This window comes from Streptomyces sp. NBC_01433 (assembly GCF_026340105.1).
In the GTDB taxonomy this organism is placed as follows: Bacteria; Actinomycetota; Actinomycetes; order Streptomycetales; family Streptomycetaceae; genus Streptomyces.
The window spans coordinates 47,714-71,251 of the sequence record NZ_JAPEPM010000001.1; the positions used below are offsets into that span (position 1 = coordinate 47,714).

Consider the following 23,538-nt stretch of genomic DNA (forward strand, 5'->3'; position numbering starts at 1 on the left):
ATTCGCCGGGCTTCACCTCTTCAGGTGACGAAAGGTCCGGACGGATGTGCGAGTCCCCGAACGTACGCATAGCGCACCGCCTGCGCTCTGTCGCGCACCCCCGTCTTGGCGAAGAGGTTGTTGATATGGGTCTTCACCGTCGCCTTCGAGATGTGCAGGCTGCGGGCGATCTCCGGATTGGACAGCCCCTCGGCAGCCAGCACGAGCACTTCGGCCTCACGGGGCGTCAGCCCGTCCGGCAGCTCCCCTGCGGCGTCCCGGACGTCCGGGACCGGGGCCGCGGTGACCCGCTCCACCAGACGCCGCTGCACGGTGGGTGACAGTCCGGCCTCGCCCGACATCACCGCCTCGATGGCCCGCACGATCTCTTCGCCCCGGGCGTCCTTGGTGAGATAGCCACGCGCTCCGGCCCGCAGCGCGGTGAGGAGCGAGTCGTCGTCCGCGAAGGTCGTGAGCACCACGACCTGGGTGCCGGGGTACTCCTGGCGGATACGTCGTGTCGCTTCCACCCCGTCGCAGCGGGGCATCCGCAGGTCCATCAGGACGACATCCGGGGCGAGCTCGGCCACGAGCCGGACCGCCTCGTCCCCGTCCTTCGCGGATCCGATCACCTCGATTCCGGGCAGCAGGCCCAGCAGCATGACGATGCCTTCGCGGACCACCGACTGATCGTCGGCGACCACCACCCGCGCGCTCACGCGGGCACCCGCAGATTCACCACGAACCCCTCCTCACCCGGCCCGGCGTCCAGCGTTCCGCCGAGCAGTTCCGCACGCTCCCTCATCCCCAGCAGACCGTAACCGGAGCCGCTGACAGCCAGCTCGTCCGCGGACCGGCAACCACCCGAATCGCGTACTTCCAGGGCGACGGTGTCAGGCAGGTACTCCAGCGTCACGAGCACGGTGGCCCCCGGCGCGTGCTTGCGTACGTTGGTCAACGCCTCCTGCGCCACCCTCCTGACCGCCTGGGAGGCTTCCACCGGCAGGTGCCTGCGCTCTCCCCGCACCGTCACCCGGGCCGGGTCGGCGAGCACCAGATGGCGCAGGAAGTCCTCCACAGGGGTCATCTCCCCGCGCAGCGCGGAGAGCGCCTGCCTGGTCTCCGTGAGCCCGTCCCGCGCCATGGACCGGGCGGCGACCACCCGCGCCAGAACCTGATCCCGGAACTCGCCGGGCGGTTCCCGCTCGATCAGCAGCCGGGCCGCCTCCAGGTGCACGAGCTGTGCGGAGAGACTGTGGGCAAGCACGTCGTGGATCTCGCGGGCGATCCTGGAACGCTCGTCCAGCGCGGCCGTCCCGGCCTCCGCCACCCTCGCGGCCCGCTCCTGCTCCAGAAGCCGCTGGCTGTTGCCTCGGGCCTCCGCGTCGAGCCGCAGGACATACCCCGCAAGGCAGAGCCCCCCGGTGGTGACCGCTGTGGTCAGCCATCCGTCGCCCTCGACGACCGCATAGGCGCCGAGGGCGACCAGCGTGGACGGCACGGCCGCGCTGAGCGGGAGCCGCTCCAGAGCCGTGACCGCACATCCGCACCACAGCACCGTGGCGAGCATCCCGGCCCCCGCTTCCTGTGCCCCGAACGCCGCGAGCAGGAGGAGCACCAGCAGTGCCAGCGACGGCCATAGGCGATGACGCAGAGTGGTGCGGAGGAAGGCCCGTGCGACCACGGCGCAGCCCGCCACTCCCAGGAGGCCGGTCAGGATCCCCCACGGCCCGAATCCCGTGTCGTTGTAGGTGCTCCAGAGCAGACCTGCCAGCACGGCCACCCGCACGGCCCACCCGATCATGGCCCGGTGATGGGTCCGGTTCATCCTGGCGAGGGCTTCCCGGGACGGCCAGCTCGTCCAGGCGCTGCGAGTCACACGCGGTCCTTTCGGGCCGGTCGCGCCGATATGCCCTCGCCAGCGACACCGTACGACGGACGCATCTGCCGGGCCCGCCAGGTCAGCACCCCGCCACGTGCGAACAGCGTCATCGCGAGCGCGGCCAGCAATGCGGCAGTGCCCTGGTGTACGCCCAGCAGCAGCGCGGCCCCGGCCAGAGCCGCCCGCAGAGCCACTCCACCGGTCCACACGAAGACGGTGGCTCCGGTGCCTCGGCTCCACAGCGTGCCGTCCTGCTCACGCCACAGCCGGGCCGTCCAGCCCCAGCCGGCGCCGGTGACCAGTCCCACCAGGAGTCCGACCCCGAGAATCAGCAGGGACAGCGCCTCGTGGCGCGGATCGGTCAGTCCCTTCTCACGCACGGAGAGAACAAGCAGAACGCCTGGCAGAAGCCACCAGCGCTTGTCCTCGGCGATCCGCCGCGCGGAGAACTGGCGGACCACGACGAGAGCGATGACAGCGACGATCACCAGGACGTTGAAAAGCCCGGACATGGCAGCCTCCGAAGTGCGGGAAGGTTCATCGCCTTCGACGCTACGGAGCCGCCGGGCCCAGCAGATCGGCCCGGGGGTTGATCGTGGGTGGAGACGTGGTCTCCACCCACGGGTGGAGACCTGTCAGACGTCGATGCGCGAGCGGTCCAACGTGGCCGCCGAGCTGGTGATGAACTCCTTGCGGGGCGCGACCTCGTTGCCCATCAGCAGATCGAAGACCTGCTCGGAGGATTCCAGGTCCCCGATGTTGATCCGGCGCAGCGTGCGGTGGCGCGGATCCATGGTGGTCTCCGCCAGCTGGTCGGCGTCCATCTCACCGAGACCCTTGTAGCGCTGGATCGAATCCTTGTACCGGACGTTCTTGCGCTGGAGCTCCAGCATCGTCTGGCGCAGTTCGCCGTCGGAGTACGTGTAGATGTACTTGTCCTGGCCCTTCTTGGGCTGGACCAGTTCGATCCGGTGCAGGGGCGGAACCGCGGCGAACACGCGTCCCGCCTCCACCATCGGACGCATGTACCGCTGGAAAAGGGTCAGCAGCAGGCATCGGATGTGGGCGCCGTCGACATCGGCGTCGACCAGCAGAACGATCTTTCCGTAGCGGGCGGAGTCGATGTCGAAGGTCCGTCCGGACCCAGCTCCTATGACCTGGATGATGGCGCCGCACTCGGCGTTCTTGAGCATGTCCGAAACGGATGACTTCTGGACATTGAGGATCTTGCCCCGGATCGGCAGCAGGGCCTGGAATTCACTGTTCCGGGCCAGCTTGGCCGTACCGAGCGCCGAGTCGCCCTCAACGATGAAGAGCTCGCTGCGGTCCACGTCGTCGCTGCGGCAGTCGGCGAGCTTGGCCGGCAGCGAGGAGGACTCCAGCGCGGTCTTGCGGCGCTGGGCATCCTTGTGCTGACGTGCCGCGATGCGCGTACGGGCGGCTGCCACCGCCTTTTCGAGCACCGCCCTGGCCTGGGCCTTGGCGTCCCGCTTGGTCGAGGTCAGGAACGCCTTGAGCTCCTTGGCCACCACATTGGCGACGATCCGGTTGGCGGCCGAGGTACCGAGCACCTCCTTGGTCTGCCCTTCGAACTGCGGTTCCGCGAGCCGTACGGTGACGACCGCCGTGAGGCCTTCCAGGGCGTCGTCCTTGACGACGTCGTCCTCGGCCACCCGCAGCATCTTGGCGGAGCGCAGCGCCTCGTTGACCGTCTTGGTGAGCGAACGCTCGAATCCGGACACGTGCGTGCCGCCCTTGGGGGTGGCGATGATGTTGACGAAGGACTTGACGTTGGTGTCGTACCCGGTACCCCAGCGCAGCGCGATGTCGACACCGAGCTCACGGGTGACCTCGGTCGGGGTCATGTGCCCGCGATCGTCGAGGACCGGGACCGTCTCCTTGAACGTGCCCGTTCCGGTCAGGCGCTGGACGTCGCAGACCGCCTTGTCCTGAGCCAGGTACTCACAGAATTCGCTGATCCCGCCGTCGAAGCGGAAGACCTCTTCCGTCTTGCCCTCGCCATCGATCCCTCGCTCGTCGCGCACGACGATCGTGAGACCGGGGACGAGGAACGCTGTCTGGCGGGCCCGCTGGTACAGGTTCTCCAGGTTGAGCTTGGCGTCCTTGAGGAAGATCTGCCGGTCCGCCCAGTACCTCACCCGGGTACCGGTACGGGTCTTCGGAACCCGCTTCCCCTTGCGCAGCCCATTGGCCGGATCGAACGGGCTGTCCGGCCCCTGCTCCGTGAACATGCCGGGGACCCCGCGCCGGAAGCTGATGGAGTGGACCGCGCTGTTGCGGTCGACCTCGACGTCCAGGCGGGCGGAGAGCGCGTTGACGACGGAGGCGCCCACGCCGTGCAGGCCGCCCGACGCCGCGTAGGAACCGCCGCCGAACTTGCCGCCGGCGTGCAGCTTGGTCATGACGACTTCGATGCCGGACAGACCGGTCTTGGGCTCCACGTCGACCGGGATGCCACGACCGTTGTCGCGGACCTCGACGGACGAGTCGTCGTGAAGGATGACCTCGATGTTGTCGCAGTACCCGCCGAGTGCCTCATCGACCGAGTTGTCGATGATCTCCCAGAGGCAGTGCATGAGGCCGCGGCTGTCGGTGGACCCGATGTACATCCCGGGGCGCTTGCGAACCGCCTCGAGCCCTTCGAGCACGAGAAGGTGCCGCGCGGTGTAGTTGGAGCTGTCCCTGTCCACGGCGCCGCCTGCTCCGGTCAGCAGCGCAGTGGACGGCACGGACGTATCGGCGGTCACGCGGTTCGCTCCTCGCTGAATTTCATTTGGGGCCCAAGTGGGTAACGGGCTCGGCTTCGGTAGCCGCTGAGAGCCTACCGAGGCCTGGTAGAGCGGTTGTAACGCCACCCTCGGGGAATCCTCATGCTAGTCGAGCCACTTCCAGGCTCGCATGAATGTTCGATCATTCGTTGGAGTGACGTGCACATCACGTTCCCTTCGAGGCATGAACCATTTAGGCTCCGGGCACGTCCTCATGAACAACCGGCAAGCCGGCCGGCGGACTGACCCAAGACAAGCAATGCGAAACCGTAGCGCTACGCAATACGGCACATTCGCCGCCAACCGTCAACAGACAGCCATCCTGAGAAGAAGTTTCGAAGAAAAGCCACGAGCGGGAACGTTTTCGGCCTGGTTGGATGTTGACCCTGGTACGACAGCTCGTCGAGCTAGAGAAGAGGCGACGTGACTACTGTTCTGACCCCCGCGAGCCCGCTGACCGCAGCAGACCGCTGTGACCGTTGCGGCGCCCAGGCATATCTGCGCGTCGTCCTGATCAGTGGCGGTGAACTGCTCTTCTGCGCCCACCACGGACGCAAGTTCGAGCCGGAACTCAAGAAGATCGCCGCGGAAATACAGGATGAGACGGATCGGCTCACCGCCGTACAGGCCAGTGCCGCCGAAGAGGAACAACACTGATACCTCGCATCCACGACGAGCCAGGGGCCGGTCCAGGACCGGCCGACGGGCGACTCCCCGATGAGGGGGAGCCGCCCGTTCTCGTCGTTTCGCGGCCCCTCGGTTCAGATTCGGCCCGCCGCCCACCCAATGGCCGCGGAGATCCGGGTGTACACCCCGGGGCTGTCGGCACGCCCGCACCCGCTGCCCCAGGAGACCAGGCCCACAAGCCGTCCACGGGCCACCAGAGGCCCGCCGCTGTCCCCCTGGCAGGCATCGTGCCCGCCCCCCGGGTCGCCCGCACAGAGCATCGCTGAGGCGTCGTAGGTGCCCTCCTGGCCGCCCGGGTACGCGCGGGCGCACTCACTGTCCGGCAGAAGCCGGACACGGGTGGAGCGCAGAGCTGACGCGTATGTCCCGCTGCCGGTCGTGTCGCCCCACCCGTAGACCACCGCATCGGTCCCCGCCGCATAGGCGACGTCGCCCTCCCTGGCCATCGCGATCACACTGCTCTCCGGCAAGGCCGTGGCCAGAGTGAGCACCGCGAAGTCACCGGCGTTCGTGCCCCGGTCGTACTCCGGATTGACCCAGGCATCCCGTACCGGAATCTCCTGCCCGCCGGAACCGCGCAGCTGGTCCCGTCCCGCGATGACCCGCAGATCGCGCACCTGGCCCACGTCACCACCGAGCACCGCGCCGCTGAGGCAGTGGGCGGCCGTCAGCACCTTCGTCGGGGCCACGGCCACCGCGCCGCAGAACTGACCCGCGCGCGTTCCTCCGAACCGGTCACGGCTCGACAGGGCCACAACCCAAGGGCTTTCCGCCACAGCGGCGGGCTGCCCGCCGATGATGATGGTGTCCGCGGCCGCGGCGGCCGGGGATCCGAGCGGCATCAGTGCCGCCGCGGCGGCCAGGGCGAGCGCCCCTGTCAGGGCGGGGACGACGGTGCGGGACATAGAGGCTCCTGACTCTACGGTGGACAAGGTCCACTCAGAGTTGTCCAGTGCGGGGGTGCCCGCACCCGCACACGGCACGCAGAGCGGCACAGGCCGAGGGCCCGGCTCCCCCTGGGGTACCGGGCCCTCGGCCTGTGTGTCTCGCTCTGTTCGGCTGCGGCCTAGTCGAGGTAGTCGCGCAGCACCTGGGAACGCGACGGGTGACGAAGCTTCGACATGGTCTTCGACTCGATCTGACGGATGCGCTCACGCGTCACGCCGTAGACCTTGCCGATCTCGTCCAGCGTCTTCGGCTGACCGTCGGTGAGACCGAAACGCATCGAGACCACGCCGGCCTCACGCTCCGAGAGCGTGTCGAGCACCGAGTGCAGCTGCTCCTGGAGGAGCGTGAAGCTGACCGCGTCCGCCGGAACGACTGCCTCGGAGTCCTCGATCAGATCGCCGAACTCGCTGTCGCCGTCCTCACCCAGAGGGGTGTGGAGGGAGATCGGCTCACGACCGTACTTCTGGACCTCGATGACCTTCTCAGGGGTCATGTCGAGCTCCTTGGCCAGCTCCTCCGGGGTAGGCTCACGGCCCAGGTCCTGGAGCATCTGGCGCTGCACGCGCGCGAGCTTGTTGATGACCTCGACCATGTGCACCGGGATACGGATGGTGCGGGCTTGGTCTGCCATGGCGCGGGTGATCGCCTGGCGGATCCACCAGGTGGCGTACGTGGAGAACTTGTAGCCCTTGGTGTAGTCGAACTTCTCGACCGCACGGATCAGGCCGAGGTTGCCCTCCTGGATCAGGTCGAGGAAGAGCATGCCGCGGCCGGTGTAGCGCTTGGCCAGTGAGACGACGAGCCGGAGGTTGGCCTCCAGCAGGTGGTTCTTGGCGCGGCGCCCGTCCTCGGCGATGATCTCCAGCTCGCGCTTGAGCTTCGGCGCGAGCTTGTCCGAGTTCGCCAGCTTGTCCTCGGCGAAGAGGCCCGCCTCGATGCGCTTGGCGAGCTCGACCTCCTGCTCGGCGTTGAGGAGAGGGACCTTGCCGATCTGCTTCAGGTAGTCCTTGACGGGGTCGGCCGTGGCACCGGCGACGGCGACCTGCTGGGCAGGCGCGTCGTCCTCGTCGTCATCGGAGAGGACGAAGCCCTTGTTCTCGCCCTCGCCCTCCTCTTCCTCACCCTTGCCGGCCTTGACTTCCTCGGCCGCCTCGTCACCGTCGAGGAGCTCGTCGTCCTGCTTGCCGGACTTCTTCGTGGCTGTCTTCTTGGCCGCGGTCTTCTTCACCGCGGTCTTCTTGGCAGCCGTCTTCTTGGCCGCCGTCTTCTTCGCGGGAGCGGCCGCAGTGGCGTCGTCGGCCACCGCGTCCGCACTCTGGGCCGTCGGGGCGGCAGTGGCCGCGACGGTCCTGGTCACGGTCGTCTTCGCCGCGACAGTCTTGGTGGCGGTGCGCTTGACCGGGCTCTTCGCTGCGACGCTCTTGCGGGCGCGCTTCGGCGACTCCGCGGCACTGACCATCAGCGTCACACCCTCTTCCTCGAGGATCTGGTTGAGGCTGCGCAGAACGTTCTTCCACTGGGTTGGCGGAATCTGGTCAGCCTCGAAGGCCCGACGCACGTCATCGCCGGCGATCTGCCCATCAGCCTTTCCCCGCTCGATGAGCGCCATCACAGACTCGGACTCGGCGATCTCCGGCGGGAGCGTACGGGATGTGCTGGCCGACACGAACAACCTCTCGGAACGATGGAAACGGCTTCCGGCCCGGCCCTGGAGAGGGCTGGAGCCGACGACCGTCGACTGGGGATGTCGCCGACGGCGCGGGTTTGGCCTCAGAACTGCACAGCGCCCTGAATGGCTGCTGTATTCCTTCCGCGACGGTCACCTCTTAAGTCATCGCACTGTTTCGAGGAGTGTTACGCCCAATCCGCGTGGCCCGAGTCACACCTCATTTGCGACGAACAGTGCCATGGGTGACATCCCCCCACAATTGTGCCGCCGGACCGAGGGTCCGGCGGCACAGGGTCCATGCACCCCGGCCGTGCTGTGGTCAGTGCTCGCGCGGCGCGGGAACCACCCGCTCCACCTCCGGGTGGACGACGAGCAGTTGACGCATGGCCGCCTCGGCGCCCGCGGAATCGCCGGAGGCGAGGGCATCCGCGATCCGGGCGTGGTGGGCAACCGATGCCTCGGTCGGACGGTCACAGCCAGTGACGGGGCCGCCCGAGACATGCAGAGCCGCCGAGACGATCCCGGAAAGGTGCTCCAGCATCCGGTTGCCCGCGGCCTGGATGAGCAGGGAGTGGAACTCGGCATCCGCCCGGGAGAACGTGATCCCGTCCCCCTGCCCCAGGGCGTGCCCCATGATCTCGACCATGTCGCCGAGCCGCTGCTGGATGTCCTCACGGCCGTGCCCGGCCGCCAGCCTGACCGCGAGCGGCTCGATCGTCCAGCGGAGCTCGGCCAGCTCGCGACGCTGGTCGTCGCGCTGGGGACCGAAGGCCCGCCATTCGATGATGTCGGGGTCCAGCAGATTCCAGTCGCTGACCGGCCGCACCCGGGTACCCACATTGGGGCGCGCGCTGACCAGGCCCTTGGCCTCCAGAACGCGCAGGGACTCACGTACGACAGTGCGGGAGACCTCGAAGCGCTGGCCGATCTCTTCAGGAACGAGCGGTCGGTCGGCGCCCAGATCACCGGAGACGATCATCTGACCCAACTGCTGAACGAGTTGACCGTGGAGGCCGCGTCCACGGCTGGCCGATCCGCGCCGGCCGGCTCGCCCCAACTCGGAATCGGGACCGCCCCAGGAGCGGATCGCGGCGCGCTCGCCGGCCGGTGCCTCCGCATAGGGATAGCGGTCGAGTTCGCCCGACCCAGCGAGGCCGGAGTCGGCGGAGCGGGCGGCGGTCATCATGGTGTGCGCAAGGGTACTCACGCATCCTTTGTCGGCCTGGCGCGCCCGCCCCTTGAGGTCTTTGGTGAAAAGCACACGAAAGGGTGATCGGCGATCGCCCCGCAATTGACGACATAATGTCACAAAACAGGCATTTTCAAGGGAGTTGCGGCTGCCGTACGGCTCACTGGGAACGTTGTGGTCACCAACGCGCCCTGCCGCGAAGGCTGGTGAACACATAGGCGCAGATCAGGGCCGACAGCGACAAGGTGAGCGCCGCGCCCACGGGCTGCGCCACGACCCGCGCGACTGCCAGGACCCATCGGTCCGCCTCATGCGGAAGCTGCCACCAGGCCAGCTCCCGCAGCCGGGCCGGCAGCCCCGCGATCGATCGCGCCGATGGACCCGCCAGAACCTTCTGGACAAGCGGAACGATGAGTACCGGAACAGCCAGGACCGCGGCGACTCCGGCTCCGGCCACCCGGAAGACCCCCGCCGCCAGTAGACCGGCCCAGGCGCAGCCGACAGTGAGGCCCGCCCAACTCGCGGCGAGCGGGACAGCGTTTGACGGGACCTGGATCAACTCCTGGCCGTAGGCGAGGCGAAGGGCCTGTGCGTCGCAGAGCACGACGAGCACCGCGAGCAGGAGGGCGGTACCCGCCGTGACCGCCAGCTTGGCGAGGAGCAGCCCGAGACGCCGCGGGACCGTCCCACGGCCTGCGGCCAGCGCTGGATACCTGTACTCGTCCCCGAAGGAGAGGGCGCCCAGCAGTCCGGCACCGAGCGCCGCGGGAGGCAGCGGCAACAGAGCGGGCCAAGCGGCCAGGAGGTGCGACAGAGGTGTCCCGTCCGTACGGGCGAGAAGGACCGCGAGCCCTGCCGACGCCACCAGAACAGCCACCACGATCATGGTCGTTGTTCTGACGCCGAGGAGGCGGCGCAGTTCGTAGCGCAGGGGGCGGAGCGGCCCGCGGGCGGGTCGTACCGGAATCGGCGGCGGCAGTTCCGAGAGGGCGACGGACGATGCCTGCCGCGGTACGGCTGCCGCTTCCGGGGCGGCCGTGGGCCCGGCGTCGCCGACCTCGTCGGCAAGTTGATGAACCGGGACACCGTGCCTGAACGCCGTGTCCCCGATCTCGGCGCAGCTGCTGCCGTACACCGACAGACGACCACTCGCCTCGGCCACCACCTCGACGGAACGCTGAGCGGCGCGCGCCTCACGGCTGACCACTGCGGCAAGCCGGGCGGCGTGCGGAGTCCGGACGGCGACGCGCGGGCGCAGCCGGGTGCGGGAGAAGTCGGCGACGTCCTGGTCCGCGACGAGGCGCCCACTGTCGATGGTGACGACCCGATCAGCCGTACGGGCAGCCTCCTTGGGATCACTGACGGCGCACAGCACGGTGCCTCCCTGAGCCGCGTGGGCGCGCAGCAGCCCGTACAGCCAACTGTTCTCCCGCGGCGAGAGCCCCTCCGCGGGCTCGTCGAGGAGGAGCGTGTGCGGATCGCCCAGAAGTGCGGACGCGAGACCGAGTCGACGGTCCATTCCGACCGAGAGGCTGCCGATGCGCTGGTCCCCGAGTCCGGCAAGGCCGACGACTTCGAGCACCTCGTCGGCCCGGACCGCGGGTACACCGGCAGCGGCGCAGAGCATACGGAGCTGGCCGCGGCCCGTACGGGACGGGTGGCCCGGCACGTCACCGAGGAGTACGCCCACTTCCCGCGCCGGGTGGGCGATGCGGTGCAGCGGCCGGCCCCGGAAGTAGGTGACGCCCCGCCCGGAGTCGAGTTCGAGCATCAAGCGGAGTGCCGTGGTCTTGCCGGAGCCGGGAGCACCGAGCAGTACGGTGACACGGCCGGGTGGGGCTTCGAAGGTCAGATCGTCCACGGCGGGCAGGGCGTCGCGGCGGGGGTTGCTGGTGAGTCCGATGGCCTGGAGCATCGCTTCTCTCGCGTTTCTCGCGGAAGGTGAGACCGCTCGGCGGCAGGTGGGTACCGCAGCAACATAACGCGATATTTAGGACTTTTTGCGCAGCAGCGGGCCGACGGGCGTTCCGCAGGTACAGGCCGGACACCTCGATGGGCGTCGCGGCTTCACGCCCCGGCTCGTGAACCTGCGGTGTGTCAGACCTCGGGCCTCAGCATCGGCGGGTTGAGCACGGTGGCCGCACCGGCCCGGAACAGCTGTGCGGGGCGACCTCCCTGCCTTGTGGTCGTCCCTCCGGAGGGCACCAGGAAGCCGGGCGTGCCGGTGACCTTGCGGTGGAAGTTCCGGGGGTCGAGAACCACGCCCCACACCGCCTCGTAGACCCTGCGCAGCTCGCCGACCGTGAACTCCGGCGGGCAGAACGCCGTGGCCAGCGACGAATACTCGATCTTGGAACGGGCTCGCTCCACCCCGTCCGCGAGGATCCGCGCGTGGTCGAAGGCCAGTAGTGCCAACTGTTCGCCGTCCCGGCCCAGCCCGTCATCGGGACGGAGCACGTCCACGACGGACGCCCAGCGCGCGCTGTTCGCATCACCGCCCGCACGAGGCGCGGGAAGATCCGGGGCGAGCGCGAGGTGAGCGACGCTCACGACCCGCATCCGGGGGTCGCGTGCCGGATCCCCGTAGGTGGCCAGCTGTTCGAGGTGCGCACCGTTGCCCACCGCCGGGGTTGCCGGGTCATGTGCGCAGAGTCCGGTTTCCTCGACGAGCTCACGCGCGGCCGCGGCTCCGAGGTCCTCGTCCGCCCTGACGAACCCGCCGGGCAGTGCCCACCGGCCCTGGAACGGCGGCTCCCCTCGCCGTACGACCAGCGCGCAGAGTTCGTGACGGCGCACCGTGAGCACGACCAGGTCCACGGTGACAGCGAAGGGCGGGAACGTCGACGGGTCGTAGGGCGGCATGCCGCGATCATAGTCGTCTGCCTGACGATAAACACTCCATTCGTCATCCTCGCGATGCCGAATCCCGCAGGTGGTTCGCCGCGGATGCCGGGACGGCAGCGGGAGGAGTCGGTGGCCGGAGACCGGCGGGCCGCCAACCGCCGGCCGGTCAGCTTGACGTCGCTCGGCCGAGACCGCCGTACGCGGCAGAGCGGCACGGATGCCCCGCTGCTGCATGGGCGCACGGACGGAGTCCGCTCCCCCACAAGGCCGGACGAGGCCCGGATCAACCGGGGTCCGGGGCGCGTGCCCGCATCGAGGGAACACGCGACGGTATCCGGACGGCCTCCTTGACCTGCTCGTTGATCTGCGCGTTGGCCTGCTCGTCGACCGGGTCCAGGGGCGCTGGAGCAGAACAGTGAGGCATCGGGTTCATCCGCGCCGACTGTGCGCTCGCAGCCGCCGTATCCGCAGCGCGACAGATCGTACGGCCTCCGGTACAAACTGTGAACGGCCCCGGCGCCGCCGGGACACCGCCGTCATCGGCCGCTCCTGGTTCCCCGCTGCCCGTACCGCCCGGCATCCCGCGTCCTGCGCCGGGCTACGGATGTACCCGGACGGGCAGAACCGGGCGTCGCCCTCCTCGCCTTCGCGTCCGACGGCGTCCGACGCGCCGGGCGAGGCCGGGGCCTGTGCTCCGCACGAAGGCGCGCGCGGCCCTCACGGCGGGCGCTGTGGGTGGCACCTCCGCGCACGCCACTGTTCCTGAGTCCGTTGCTCGGGGTCCCACTGCCCTTGGTGCCACCGTTCAGGACACCGCCGTCCGCGCCGTCTTCGCCGCGCAGACAACGGCGCAGCGTCTCCGGGTCCAGCCCTTCGTTGCACGCCTGGTGCAGCAGTTGAGCGAAGGTGTAGTCGGGGTCGGCGCGCAGGGCCAGCCCCAGAGCGACTCGCGCGCCCGGCTCGTCACCGGTCGACCAGGAGACCCAGCCCGCCAGGGTGAGCGGGGCGGCGGAGTGTTCCACATAGGGGCCGACGCACCGGCGGGCGAGCGCCCGCCACAGCCTCAAAGCGGAATCCGCTTCGGCGCCTTCCATCCATTCTGCGGCCTTGTCCCGGGTCTCCCGGTCCTGAAGCCCGAGGATCACGGCTGCGGCCTCGTCATGGCTGATCAGGTGGTCATCACTCCGGTCAGTGACCGATGGCACGGCCGAGGGTGCCTGCCGGAGACGATCCATGAGTACCCGGGCGAGCTCAAGCGTCTCCTTTGCCACTTCGCCCCGCCCCTCGGTATCCAGAATCCTGGAAACCAGCGAGGCCCCGGCCGTGTCCAGCGCGTGGCACTGCGCGGATGAGGCTGCGGTCTGCCACGGTGCGAGCCGCTCCTCCATGTCCCGCAGGGACCCCCTCACCTGGATTCCGGCATACGTGGCCGCGGCGGCCATCACCGTGGTGCCGGGCAGCGCGAGGGGGTTTCCCTGCGTCGGACAGCAGCGGCCATCGGGACAGCAGTAGGACCAGTAGCGGCCGTCGGAGATGCAGAGCGCTTCCAGAACGGGTACGTCGAGTGCGCCGCAAGCCGTGCGCAGACGCTGGGCCAGGGGTTTCAGACGCTCCATGGTCTGACCGGCGCTCTCACCCCCCACTGGATCCTGGCAGAGGAAGATGACGATGGCGTCGGGTCGGGAACCTCGTCGCTCGCTGCCCGAGATCAGACATTCCGCGAGCTGATCCGCGACGGGTCCCCATTCCTTCGGCGACTGCGGAATACCGAGCCTGAGTCGGCCGCCGAAACGGCCCCGACCGCCGTGCAGAGCCACCATGACCACGCTGTCGCTCGGGTGGAAGCCCATGAGGTAGGGAAGTGCGTCGGCGAGTTCGGCGGGACCGCGCAGGGTGATCTGCTGCTCGTCGGCCGGGCCGGTGGATTCGTGGTGCTTGTTCATGGCATGACCGTCCCGCGATCAGCCGATTTCCGCGACCCCTGTGGATAACGTTATCCACAGGGCTGTGTCGTCGTTCGCGGATTGTCGTAGCCATCGGGTTGCATGGCGGCATGACCAAAGCAGACCGTGCGGAGCTCAGGGCTTTTCGGCGATTCCGTACTTGCCCGCCTAGTCGGGAAACCCACCGGTACGGCCGGGCTGCGCGAGGACCAGTGGCCGGCCGGCAAGGCGCTCGTCGCCCGAAAACGCAGAGCGCTGGTTGCGCAACGCACCGGTTGAGACAAGTCCGCGGTGTACTTCGTCGCGACCTCGCTGCGTTCTCGCCGTTGCCCGGGCGGCTGGCTGACCGGCGTGTTTTAACGGCGGAGACCAGAAGCGTTTGGGTTCACCGGGAGCGGGGGCGGGCCGACGGTTCGCCTGGCTGGGCGTGCTGGCGGCGGGGCCGGCTCGGTGCCGGAGACGACAGCCCTGGTGAGTTCGATCAGCTCGGGGCCGTCCTCCAGCCCCAGCGCCGTCCTTCCGGATTGGTTGCCGGTCTCTTCCCCGGACGGTCCTGCGCCGAAGGACTGGTCGCACCGGTCGATGAGCGTGGCTTCCTGCTCTGTGAGGGATGAGGGGCCCGGGGTTGCGGTTGGCCGCGATGAACTCGGGTGTGTGCGTGCGGAAGTGTTCCAGTGCGCCGACCACATTCAGCTCGGCGAACAGGATGCGGTGCAGCTGGTCGAAGACCCCCGGCCTTCTGCTACCGATCCAGACGCCGTCGGCAGGTCTGCCCGGCGCCGAACCCCATCCCCAATGGCAGCAGTTGACAGGCCATATCGCTGCAGAGGACGTACAGGATGCCCTGCGGACACAACCGGTGCGCCACCGGCCACGGCCCCGGCGCCCGCTCCGACCCACGGCGGCAGCAGCGGCTCGATCAGTGCCCGCGAGTCGTCATCCACGATCCACGGCCGAGCACTCGCACCCCCGAACGGCCGAATCACCTGACCGGTGACGCCCGACCGCCGCATCCCAACAAGGTCGCGTTACGGGCTCAAAGCGTTTTGGGTCCAAATAAAACCTGTTGTTAACATAAATTTACCTGTCAGAAATGCCACACAGGCGGTCGATGATTCGACGTGGATCCACTGCGTGTACAGGGCAATAGTCACCTGAGGTAACCTTCTTCGACCAGATCGAGGTTCGCATGTGTGGAATCACTGGCTGGGTCTCCTACCGGCGTGATCTGACGGAACATCGACACGACCTTGACGCCATGACAGAGACCATGTCGTGCCGTGGCCCCGACGCCGCGGGCGTATGGGTGGCGCCCCATGCCGCCCTGGGGCATCGGCGGCTCGCTGTGATCGACCTGCCGGGCGGCGCTCAGCCGATGACCGCGCAGACCCCCGACGGGGCGGTCAGCATGGTCTACTCCGGTGAGGCGTACAACTTCAACGAGCTGCGCGCGGAACTGCGCCGCGCCGGACAGCGGTTCGACACCGACTCCGACACCGAGGTGGTGCTGCGCGGCTACATCGCGTGGGGCGAAAAGCTCGTGGAACACCTCAACGGCATGTATGCCTTCGCCATCTGGGACGCCCGCACCGAGCGCCTGGTGATGATCCGCGACCGGATGGGCATCAAGCCGTTCTACTACTACGAGACCGAAGACGGCGTCATCTTCGGCTCGGAGCCCAAGGCGATCCTCGCCAACCCCGCCGTCGCCCCCGTCGTCGGCCTCGACGGACTGCGCGAGCTCTTTGCCGGGGCCAAGACCCCCGGCGCCGCGGTGTGGGAAGGCATGCGCGAGGTGCGGCCGGGCGAGATCATCATCCTCGACCGCGGCGGGATGCGCCGCCGCATCTACTGGCAACTGCGTTCCGAGCCGCACACCGACAGCAAGGACGAGACGGTCGCGCACGTCCGCGAGTTACTTGACGACATCGTCCAGCGCCAGCTCGTCGCCGACGTGCCCCGCTGCACGCTGCTGTCCGGCGGCCTGGATTCCTCCGCGCTCACCTCTCTGTCGCAGATCCACCTCGCGCCCCAGGGTGAGACGGTGCGCAGCTTCGCCGTCGACTTCCCCGACCAGGACAAGCACTTCCAAGCCATCGACGTCTCGCCCACCCAGGACACCCCCTACGTCCACGCCGTCGCCGAATACGTGGGCTGCGACCACCAGGACATCATTCTGGACGGGGCGGCGCTGTCCGCCCCGGAGGTCCGCCGCGCGGCCGTCGGAGCCCGCGACCTGCCGATCGGCATCGGCGACCGCGACAACTCCCTCTACCTGCTCTTCGCCGCAGTCCGCCGCCACTCCACCGTGGCGCTGTCCGGCGAGTCCGCGGATGAGGTGTTCGGCGGCTACCCGTGGTTCCACGACGAGCGGCAGTACGCCGAAACCTTCCCCTGGCTGGCGGGAGAGCACTCGCTGGTCGAGTCCGGCAGCCAGATCAGCGAGGCCCTCAAGCCCGCGCTCGGCCTCAGCGACTACATCGCCGAGAGCTACCGCACGGCCGTCGCGCAGACCCCCGTGCTGGACGGTGAGACCGGCCTGAACCAGCGTATGCGGGTCGTCAGCCACCTCCACCTGACCCGCATGGTGCAGATCCTGCTGGACCGCAAGGACCGCATGAGCATGGCTGTCGGACTGGAGGTCCGCGTCCCGTTCTGCGACCACCGACTCGTGCAGTACGTCTTCAACACCCCCTGGTCCCTGAAGACCTTCGACGGCCGCGAGAAGAGCCTGCTGCGCGCCGCCACCCGGGACGTCCTGCCCCCGTCGGTCGCAAACCGGAAGAAGAGCGGCTACCCGGGCACGTTCGACCCCGCCTACGTCATGGCGATTCAGTCCCAGGGTGCCGAACTGCTGCGGGCCGGGCACCCGGCGGTGGAACTGGTCAACCACGAGCGCCTGACCGAGGCCACCACCCGGCCCGCCGCCGACCTGAGCCAGCGACAGCGGATGCTGCTGGAGCGCACACTCGACCTGGGGGCATGGTTCGACATCCACCACCCGACGATCAGGGTCTGATCCCGACGACGAGCGAGCTTCGGCCTACTTCCCCGTCTCCAGCCGGACTTGGTGTAACTCGGCTCTCGCCCGACCCGGTTCTGGAGCGTCTCGGAGGGCGTTTGACGTAGGCGATTTTTCGGCGAGGACGTCATGGAGGCGTTGGAGCAGACCGCCGATGGACAGGAACAGGCCCGGCGGAAGGGGGCGACAAGGGGAATAGAACAGTCAGGACGGCACAAACAGGCCCGAGCGGGAAGAACGCCGACGCGTCCGCCGCCGACGCGGGCTCCGTCCGGAGGAAGCCCTGCGCGGATCCGCTTCGACGAGTACGCCTTGTCTCCGCGCACAGCGTCCGGCGTGGTTCGTGATCTGCCGCGGCCGAGTCGTGGGACCCGGATATCGCCCAGCACGAGAGGCAGGTCTGCCTGCCTTCCCGGTGTCGCAGGGCGCCAGGCGCGCGCCCACTGCTCGTCAGTCAGCAGGTGCGTGCGCCCGCTCGCGGTCACCGAGGCCGGTCGGCGGTGGCCAGGACGGAGACGGTGATCTGATCGGGCAGGATGCCGGAGTCCGCCAGGTCTGCACAGCTCAAGTGGCCTGCACTCGGCGTCAACCCACCAGGTCGAGGGCCTCCAGCCTGGTCTGGGACGTAAGGTACTCGACTGCTCGGACAGGAACCGATTCCGGGCCATGGCCGCGTCGTCGCCGCTGGTGGCGCGGCTGCCCGGCTCACGCCGTGGTTTCGGTTCGGTGACAGGGCGGGACCGGCTTGGTGAGGGGCCGTACGTTGCATCGACATGAGACCCCGTATCGCCGTGATCGGCAGCGGTCCCGCCGGCCTTGCCTCCGCCCGCGTCCTGCACCGTCATGGTCACCCTGTCACCGTCCTCGAACGCGATCCCGCCCGCGACGCCCGCCCGCGGGCGGCACGCTGGACCTGCACGAGGGGCTGGGCCAGCTGGCACTGGAGAAGGCGGGGGTGCTGGCGGAGTTCCAGGCGCTGTCCCGTCCCGAGGGGCAGGCCATGCGCATCCTGGACGCGGACGGGACAGTCCTCCGCGACTGGCAACCTCGTCCGGGTGACCGGGCCAATCCCGAGATCGACCGCGGGCAACTCCGTGACCTGTTGCTCGGGCCTCTGGACGTTCAGTGGGGGCAGGTCGTGACGGAGGTAGTGCCGGGGAGCCGGGAAGGCGTGCTGGTCCATTTCGCGGACGGGCGACAGGAGACGTTCGACCTCGTGATCGGCGCGGACGGTGCCTGGTCGCGGGTTCGCCCGGCGGTCTCGTCCGCGACGCCGCAGTACACCGGCGTCACCTTGGTCGAGACCTCCCTGGACGACGTCGACACCCGCCACCCCGACCTCGCCCAGCTGGTCGGCGACGGTTCCGTGGCTGTGTACGGCGTGAACCGCGCGCTCGTCGCCCAGCGCACCAGCGGCGGCCACGTCAAGGTATACGCCCAGTTCCGCGGGCCGCTGGACCGGCACACGAACCCGGACCGGCATAGGGGCCTGAGCCAGCGCGCGGGACTGGACCCGGTCGACGTCGAGGCCGTGCGGTCAAGCCTGCTGGCCCTGTTCGACGGCTGGGCCGCTCCCGTCCTCGACCTCCTCCGCCACGGCACAGCTTTCGTCCACCGCCCCCTCTACACCCTTCCCGTGTCCCACACCTGGGCCCACGTCTCCGGGGTGACGCTACTGGGCGACGCCGCCCACCTGATGCCCCCGTTGGGGGCGGGCGCGAACCTCGCGATGCTGGAAGGCGCCGAACTCGCCGAGGTCATCGCCGCCGCCCCCGGCCCTGAAGATCTGGACGAGGCCGTCCGCGCATTCGAGGAACAGATGTGGGCACGGGCAGGCAGGTGGGCGAACATCACGATGGCTGGTCTGGAACGCCTTGTGAGCCCGGACCCCTCCGAAGCCCTCGCCGTCTTCGATGAGGTCCAGCCGTCCTGACTGCCAAGCGCGAGAGCATGGCCCGGTCCCGGCGCACCTACGACCAGCCCTCTGTCGACCACCCATTGGTCCGGCGTCCGGCGAACGCCTGGGCGAGTGGGCGAGTTCGAGGCCCCTTTCGAAGCCGGAGGCCAATGAACGAGCTGAAACCTCGTGAGCGCTCATGCCTGCTCATGCCGATGGCACCGACCCCCGTCGCAGCGGGGTCCGGTGCCATCGGCCAGGTGGGTGGTGCGCTCGGGCACCGTCAGCGCGGGACGTGTGCCTCGGGCATCAGCGCCGGGTCGCGTCCCTGACCTTTCCTGTGACGATCGGCCCCTCCGTCAACTCGCCGTCCGCCTGGTAGATATGCACCTGCATCCGCAGGAACTCCTCCGACTCGGTCAGCGCGTCGGCGATCGTGGGCACGGACACTTCGGTGCTCGTCTCGCCCTCGGGGACGCCGGCCCAGAGGTAGGAGCCGATCGTGGACAGCGGCTGCTCCGGGTCGGCGGACCCGCCGAGGCCGGCGAGCCACTCCTCGTCGACGTCCTTCGTGGACAGCTCCGTTCCCCCCGGCACCGGCAGGAAGGTGAACGGCGTCTCGATGTTGATGTCGGCGGGCTCGGAGAGGCTCACCTTCCAGGTGAGCTTCTGGCCCTCGGTCACCGAGTCGGCGACCGGGGTCACGGTGACCGTGGGCATGGGGTCGTCGTTCTCGACGAGGACGCCCCCGAGCGCGCCGCCGACCGCCGTGCCGCGCACGGCCTTGGCCGCGACCTCATGTTTGAGGTCGAAGTCGTAGCGGGAGTTGCCCTCGACCGTGATCGGCACGTCCACGGAGCCACCGGCCTTCACTGTCACAGTGCGGACCGTGGTCTTGTTGGTCTCCGGGTCGAGGACGGACAGCTTGATCACGCCGGTGCCCTTACCGGTGACCTGGACGGGTACGCGGTAGGTGCGGGTGCCGGAATCGCCCTCCTTGACCGTCAGCCTGCCGATGTCGACACGCGGGAGCGAGACGGGGCGTACCGCCGGAGTGCCGGGGCGCCAGCCCCAGGCGTCCATCAGCCAGAACCGGCCGGAGTCGCTGATCGGGGTGAGCTCCAGCGACTGCGCCCGCTTCAGGTCGACACCGGCGCTGACGGCGGCCTTCAGCGGTACGCGGACCTCACGCGCCCAGTGCGCGGCCGTGAACGCGGAGCCGGGAAGGCCGTCGACGGTGACCTGACCCAGTCTCACCCGCTTGCCGGTGGTGTCGGTGAGGGCGACGTCGAGCCGGGTGCCCCGGGTGTTCGGCGGCACGATCACCCGCAGGGCGAGCGCGTCGGAGCCCGCCAGTGAGAAGGCGCGCCCCGGCGTGAGCCGGACGGGGGTGCCCGGCTTGGTCCAACTGGCCGTGACCGCATTGCGTCCCGACTCGTTGTCGGTGGCCATCCAGGACGCGAAGTGCGGCGACTGACCGGCCTCGGTGCCCGGCTTGCAGGCCTGGGTGTCGCTCGTCGTGACCTGCTGGCACACGCGCCCGTTGGACACCGAGAGCGGGGCGTCGGGCAGGATCGCCGGGATGCGGTTGCCGCCGACGGCGTGGGTCAACACCCGGGCGGGGCCGGCCGAGGGCGCGCGCCGGTCGGAGCCGTCGAGTAGCGGGCGGACCCGGTCGTCGCCCGCGAGGAAGAGCCGCGCGGCGGCGGCGATGTAGGTGGTGCCCGCCGTCTGCTGCTGCGCGGCGCTCAGCCGGGTCTCGGCCCGTGACGAGCAGACCGGGTCCTCGTCGTCCCACACGTCGTCGGCGGCCGGGGCCTCGGCCTGGCCGGGCGTCCACTCGGTGTTGAAGAAGTTGTGGTTGGCACCGACCATGTACACCGCGCTGTGCAACGCCGTGCCCCGGCCGATGCCCCGGGTGCCGTCGAGGTAGATCTGGCCCTGAAGGTTGTTCACATCGCCGTCACAGCCCGGCAGGATGGTCATGGAGGGCACGTCGGGCGTGGGGTTCTGGCCGAAGAGGGTGGGGCCGATCATGACGGTGCCGCGGATTCGCCAGCTCACCGGTCCCCGGTAGCCGTCCTCGGTGGGCGGCGGCGGGGAGACGCTGTCGAGGGCCGCCCGGTTGACGCCCTCGCCACCCCGGGAGTGGCCGACCAGGAGCACCTTCGAGAGGTCGGCGGGCTCCATCGCGCGCACGGCCTTGGGGGCCTTCGCGGGGTTCGCGCTCCACTTCGCCCAGCGGGCGAGGTGCTGGCGCACCAGGGACGAACGGGCCTGCGCCCCGTGGTCGGCCGTGCGGCCGTCCTGCGCGTTGACACCGTTCGCGGAGATGGAGACCGTCACATAGCCCTGGGAAGCGAGGCGCTTCTGGTCGTGCAGATGGCCGCGGTAGCTCGGGACTTCCTTGTAGCCGGGCTTGCACGGCCACTGCAGGGCGGGCATCTTCTTGTCGGGCTCGTAGCAGGTGGCGTTGCGGCCGTGGAGGAAGAGCGCCAGCGGTCGCTTCCCCGGCGCGTTCGTCGGGCCGACGACCGTGGCACGCATCTCCACGGGCTCGGCGTAGCCCGGCAGCTTCACCGACTTCAGGACGTACTCACCGCTGGTGGTGCGGTACTTCCCGGCGACACCGGGGTCGACCGGGTTGGCGGGGAACGGCTCCTGGGGCTCCGTCGCGGCCGACGAGCGCCGCTGACCGGGTGCCTGGCCGGCCCCCGCGGCGTCCAGCCGCCGCGAACCGGCGACCACCTGGAGTTCGCCCACCGGCCCGACCCTCGCCCCGTCGAGGCGGAGCCGGAAGACGCGGTGGTCGGGGGAGGGCTCCGGGACACCGAGGGACCGCTCCCCCGAGCGGAACTCGACCAGGGCGCCGCCCATGCCCACCGGCTCGGGCGAGCTCCAGATCAGTTCCCCGCCCTGGAAACGCCACCCCTCCGGCAGCCGCTCCCCGGAGGCGCCCGGAGGCGCGCCGGGTATGGAATCGGGGGTCGGCTGCGCGTGCGCCGGCGCACCTGCGGCCAGCGCCACGACCGCCAGGGCGGCCGTCAGCGCGCGTGAGAGCTGTCTCACGATGGTGTCTCCTCGTCGTTGGTGTGCTTCAGCGCCCCGGGTCTCCCCAGGGGCACCCCCCGCACCGGGGAGAGGGTGACGTGTCGTCACCGGTTGTCCTGCCTCGGGAATCTGACAGGAATCTGACAGGAATCGGACAATTGTCAGACGGGAGGCGGACGGACCCATGGGGCCGGTCCTGATCGAGGGGTCCTGGCCCGGACCTGCGGTCCGCGTCCACGCGGCGAGCGGGGGCCCGAGCCTGCGGCGAGCCAGGGCCGGCGCCCTGTGCCCTGTGCTCGCCGACGCTCGTGGCAGCCGAGCCGGTGGGGTGAGCGGGAGTGGGTGGTGTCCGGGGCTTCCGGTCGACCGGCCGACGTCTTGGCCTTGCCGCCCGGCCCTAGCGCCCAAACCCTCACGACCTGGGCGGGGACAGCCAATCGGCGCGAAGAACCGACGACCCGCCACCCACTGCAACGTGGGCAAAGCCATGAAACATCCTGGAGCCCCGGCTGTCAGGTCCCCGCGATCAAGCCCGGAGGACAGACATCAGCTGGGAACTCCTCGCTCACCGAGATCGCGGCGGGCGCGGGCAATCGCGTCACCCCGGCCACGGAGAATCCGGCGCGCCCGCGCAGCGAACGGAACTCCGCCTCGGTCCGCTCCCGGCCTCCCACGTTGACCGGCATGTTGAGGCCGCTGAGGTACATCATCGGCGGCAGCGACCCGCCGACGGTCTCCGGCAGCACCGGCTCGACGACCGACAGCCGCCCCTCGGGCGGGATCACCGCCCGTACGTGACCGAGGATCGTGATCACCCACTCGTCGTCCGAGTCGTACGCGATGCTCTTGAGCAGATAGACGAACGGCACTATTTCCGCGAGGAGCTGCGGCTCCAGTCAGCCGAGCGGTTCGCCCGGGGCGAGGCGATATCGGTGACTACCGGCCGCGCCGGGACGACGGCCGCCGTGACGGACGTAAGAGCATCTCCCGGCGCGACTATCGGGACCTTCTGATCGCCGCCCAGCAGCAACTCGGCGGCCTGACCGTGCCGGTCTGGGACAACGTCAACGTAAACGTCAACAAGGCTGCCGGACTGCGGGAGTTCGCCGAAGCCCGGGACTGGCTGTCCCTCTGTTACCTGCCGCCCTACGCACCCGGCCTCAACCCCGTCGAAGGCATCGGGTCCCTCCCGCAAACGCGGCTGGCACTCCAACGCCGCCGTCAGCACCCCCGAACGCCTCGACCGGTGCATCCGCCGCGGCCTACGGCACGTCCGGTACCGCAGTCACCTCGTGGACGGGTGGCTCGCCGAGACCGGCCTGACCATCCGACCTGCCTGATCAGCAACACGACATCCCCAGTTCAACCGTCGATGCTGTGCACTTCGTCAGCGTGGGCGTCGAGGGCGGCTGCCGACTCGGCAAGTCCGGTCTGCGCGCAGCCAACAGCCTGGGGACGTCTGTAGCCCACTGCCAGACCGTGGTCGGCGAGAAAGGCGATCACCGTGCTGAACATCCGCGATCGCGGGATCGGCACGTAGCGCCGCACGTCCTCGGTCTGGTGCATGTCCTCGGTTGTCACCCGACCGCGGTGATGGCTCTGCCTGTTGGAGTTGTGCGAGCGTTGCTCGGCTCACCT

Annotated in this window: 16 protein-coding genes and 3 pseudogenes; 4 read left to right on the top strand and 15 right to left on the bottom strand. The window is 69.3% G+C overall.

Annotated elements, in window-relative coordinates; all coding sequences use genetic code 11:
• Window positions 1–20 precede the first annotated feature (20 nt).
• From OG413_RS00210 to OG413_RS00225, 4 genes are all read right to left on the bottom strand, one after another.
• Complete coding sequence (locus tag OG413_RS00210) at window positions 21–698, bottom strand: response regulator transcription factor (protein WP_266802152.1); 678 nt, start codon at window positions 696–698, stop codon at window positions 21–23.
• Window positions 695–1,858: a sensor histidine kinase gene (locus tag OG413_RS00215; RefSeq protein WP_266802154.1), complete on the bottom strand. Its 1,164-nt coding sequence runs from the start codon at window positions 1,856–1,858 to the stop codon at window positions 695–697. Before OG413_RS00215 ends, OG413_RS00210 begins: the two co-directional genes overlap by 4 nt.
• The gene (locus OG413_RS00220; protein WP_266802155.1) at window positions 1,855–2,373 is read right to left on the bottom strand and encodes a DUF1453 domain-containing protein; all 519 of its coding nucleotides are present in this window, start codon (window positions 2,371–2,373) and stop codon (window positions 1,855–1,857) included. Before OG413_RS00220 ends, OG413_RS00215 begins: the two co-directional genes overlap by 4 nt.
• A 123-nt stretch (window positions 2,374–2,496) precedes the next feature.
• Window positions 2,497–4,629 (bottom strand): type IIA DNA topoisomerase subunit B, encoded by a 2,133-nt coding sequence (locus OG413_RS00225; protein WP_266802156.1) that lies wholly within the window; start codon window positions 4,627–4,629, stop codon window positions 2,497–2,499.
• 444 nt (window positions 4,630–5,073) lie between these two features.
• Between OG413_RS00225 and OG413_RS00230 the strand changes: the two genes are divergently transcribed.
• On the top strand, window positions 5,074–5,307 hold the full coding sequence (locus OG413_RS00230; protein WP_073721947.1) for a hypothetical protein: 234 nt from the start codon (window positions 5,074–5,076) through the stop codon (window positions 5,305–5,307).
• Between the two features lie 104 nt (window positions 5,308–5,411).
• Here OG413_RS00230 and OG413_RS00235 read toward each other — a convergent pair whose 3' ends face one another.
• From OG413_RS00235 to OG413_RS00265, 7 genes are all read right to left on the bottom strand, one after another.
• The gene (locus OG413_RS00235) at window positions 5,412–6,242 is read right to left on the bottom strand and encodes a trypsin-like serine protease (RefSeq protein ID WP_266802158.1); all 831 of its coding nucleotides are present in this window, start codon (window positions 6,240–6,242) and stop codon (window positions 5,412–5,414) included.
• Window positions 6,243–6,403: 161 nt separating this feature from the next.
• The gene (locus OG413_RS00240; protein ID WP_266802160.1) at window positions 6,404–7,951 is read right to left on the bottom strand and encodes an RNA polymerase sigma factor; all 1,548 of its coding nucleotides are present in this window, start codon (window positions 7,949–7,951) and stop codon (window positions 6,404–6,406) included.
• Between the two features lie 322 nt (window positions 7,952–8,273).
• Window positions 8,274–9,161, bottom strand: coding sequence for a FadR/GntR family transcriptional regulator (locus tag OG413_RS00245; protein ID WP_266802162.1), 888 nt, complete (start codon window positions 9,159–9,161; stop codon window positions 8,274–8,276).
• A 160-nt stretch (window positions 9,162–9,321) separates the two neighbouring features.
• Window positions 9,322–11,058 carry an ATP-binding cassette domain-containing protein gene (locus tag OG413_RS00250; RefSeq protein ID WP_266802164.1) on the bottom strand — a complete coding sequence of 579 codons (1,737 nt, stop codon included), beginning with the start codon at window positions 11,056–11,058 and terminating at the stop codon, window positions 9,322–9,324.
• A gap of 182 nt (window positions 11,059–11,240) precedes the next feature.
• Window positions 11,241–12,005, bottom strand: a complete 765-nt coding sequence (locus tag OG413_RS00255; protein ID WP_266802166.1) for an NUDIX domain-containing protein — start codon at window positions 12,003–12,005, stop codon at window positions 11,241–11,243.
• A gap of 265 nt (window positions 12,006–12,270) precedes the next feature.
• Window positions 12,271–12,420 (bottom strand): hypothetical protein, encoded by a 150-nt coding sequence (locus OG413_RS00260; protein ID WP_266802168.1) that lies wholly within the window; start codon window positions 12,418–12,420, stop codon window positions 12,271–12,273.
• 103 nt (window positions 12,421–12,523) lie between these two features.
• On the bottom strand, window positions 12,524–13,930 hold the full coding sequence (locus tag OG413_RS00265; protein WP_266802170.1) for a DUF4192 domain-containing protein: 1,407 nt from the start codon (window positions 13,928–13,930) through the stop codon (window positions 12,524–12,526).
• A 1,189-nt stretch (window positions 13,931–15,119) separates the two neighbouring features.
• Here OG413_RS00265 and asnB point away from each other — a divergent pair.
• Window positions 15,120–16,949 (top strand): asparagine synthase (glutamine-hydrolyzing), encoded by a 1,830-nt coding sequence (gene asnB, locus OG413_RS00270; RefSeq protein ID WP_266802172.1) that lies wholly within the window; start codon window positions 15,120–15,122, stop codon window positions 16,947–16,949.
• 281 nt (window positions 16,950–17,230) lie between these two features.
• On the opposite strand, the pseudogene OG413_RS00275 reads toward asnB, so the two are convergent.
• Window positions 17,231–17,341, bottom strand: a pseudogene (locus OG413_RS00275) (IS5/IS1182 family transposase); the annotation flags it as partial.
• 384 nt (window positions 17,342–17,725) lie between these two features.
• Between OG413_RS00275 and OG413_RS00285 the strand changes: the two are divergent.
• Window positions 17,726–18,885, top strand: a pseudogene (locus OG413_RS00285) (FAD-dependent oxidoreductase).
• 273 nt (window positions 18,886–19,158) lie between these two features.
• Here the strand turns inward: OG413_RS00285 and OG413_RS00290 are convergent.
• Together OG413_RS00290 and OG413_RS00295 are read right to left on the bottom strand one after the other, a co-directional pair.
• Window positions 19,159–21,918 carry a hypothetical protein gene (locus OG413_RS00290; RefSeq protein ID WP_266802174.1) on the bottom strand — a complete coding sequence of 920 codons (2,760 nt, stop codon included), beginning with the start codon at window positions 21,916–21,918 and terminating at the stop codon, window positions 19,159–19,161.
• A gap of 494 nt (window positions 21,919–22,412) precedes the next feature.
• On the bottom strand, window positions 22,413–22,769 hold the full coding sequence (locus OG413_RS00295; RefSeq protein ID WP_266802176.1) for a methyltransferase: 357 nt from the start codon (window positions 22,767–22,769) through the stop codon (window positions 22,413–22,415).
• Window positions 22,770–22,837: 68 nt separating this feature from the next.
• Between OG413_RS00295 and OG413_RS00300 the strand changes: the two are divergent.
• Window positions 22,838–23,240, top strand: a pseudogene (locus tag OG413_RS00300) (transposase); the annotation flags it as partial.
• A gap of 22 nt (window positions 23,241–23,262) precedes the next feature.
• Here the strand turns inward: OG413_RS00300 and OG413_RS00305 are convergent.
• Window positions 23,263–23,466 carry a hypothetical protein gene (locus OG413_RS00305; RefSeq protein WP_266802178.1) on the bottom strand — a complete coding sequence of 68 codons (204 nt, stop codon included), beginning with the start codon at window positions 23,464–23,466 and terminating at the stop codon, window positions 23,263–23,265.
• Between the last annotated feature and the right edge of the window lie 72 nt (window positions 23,467–23,538).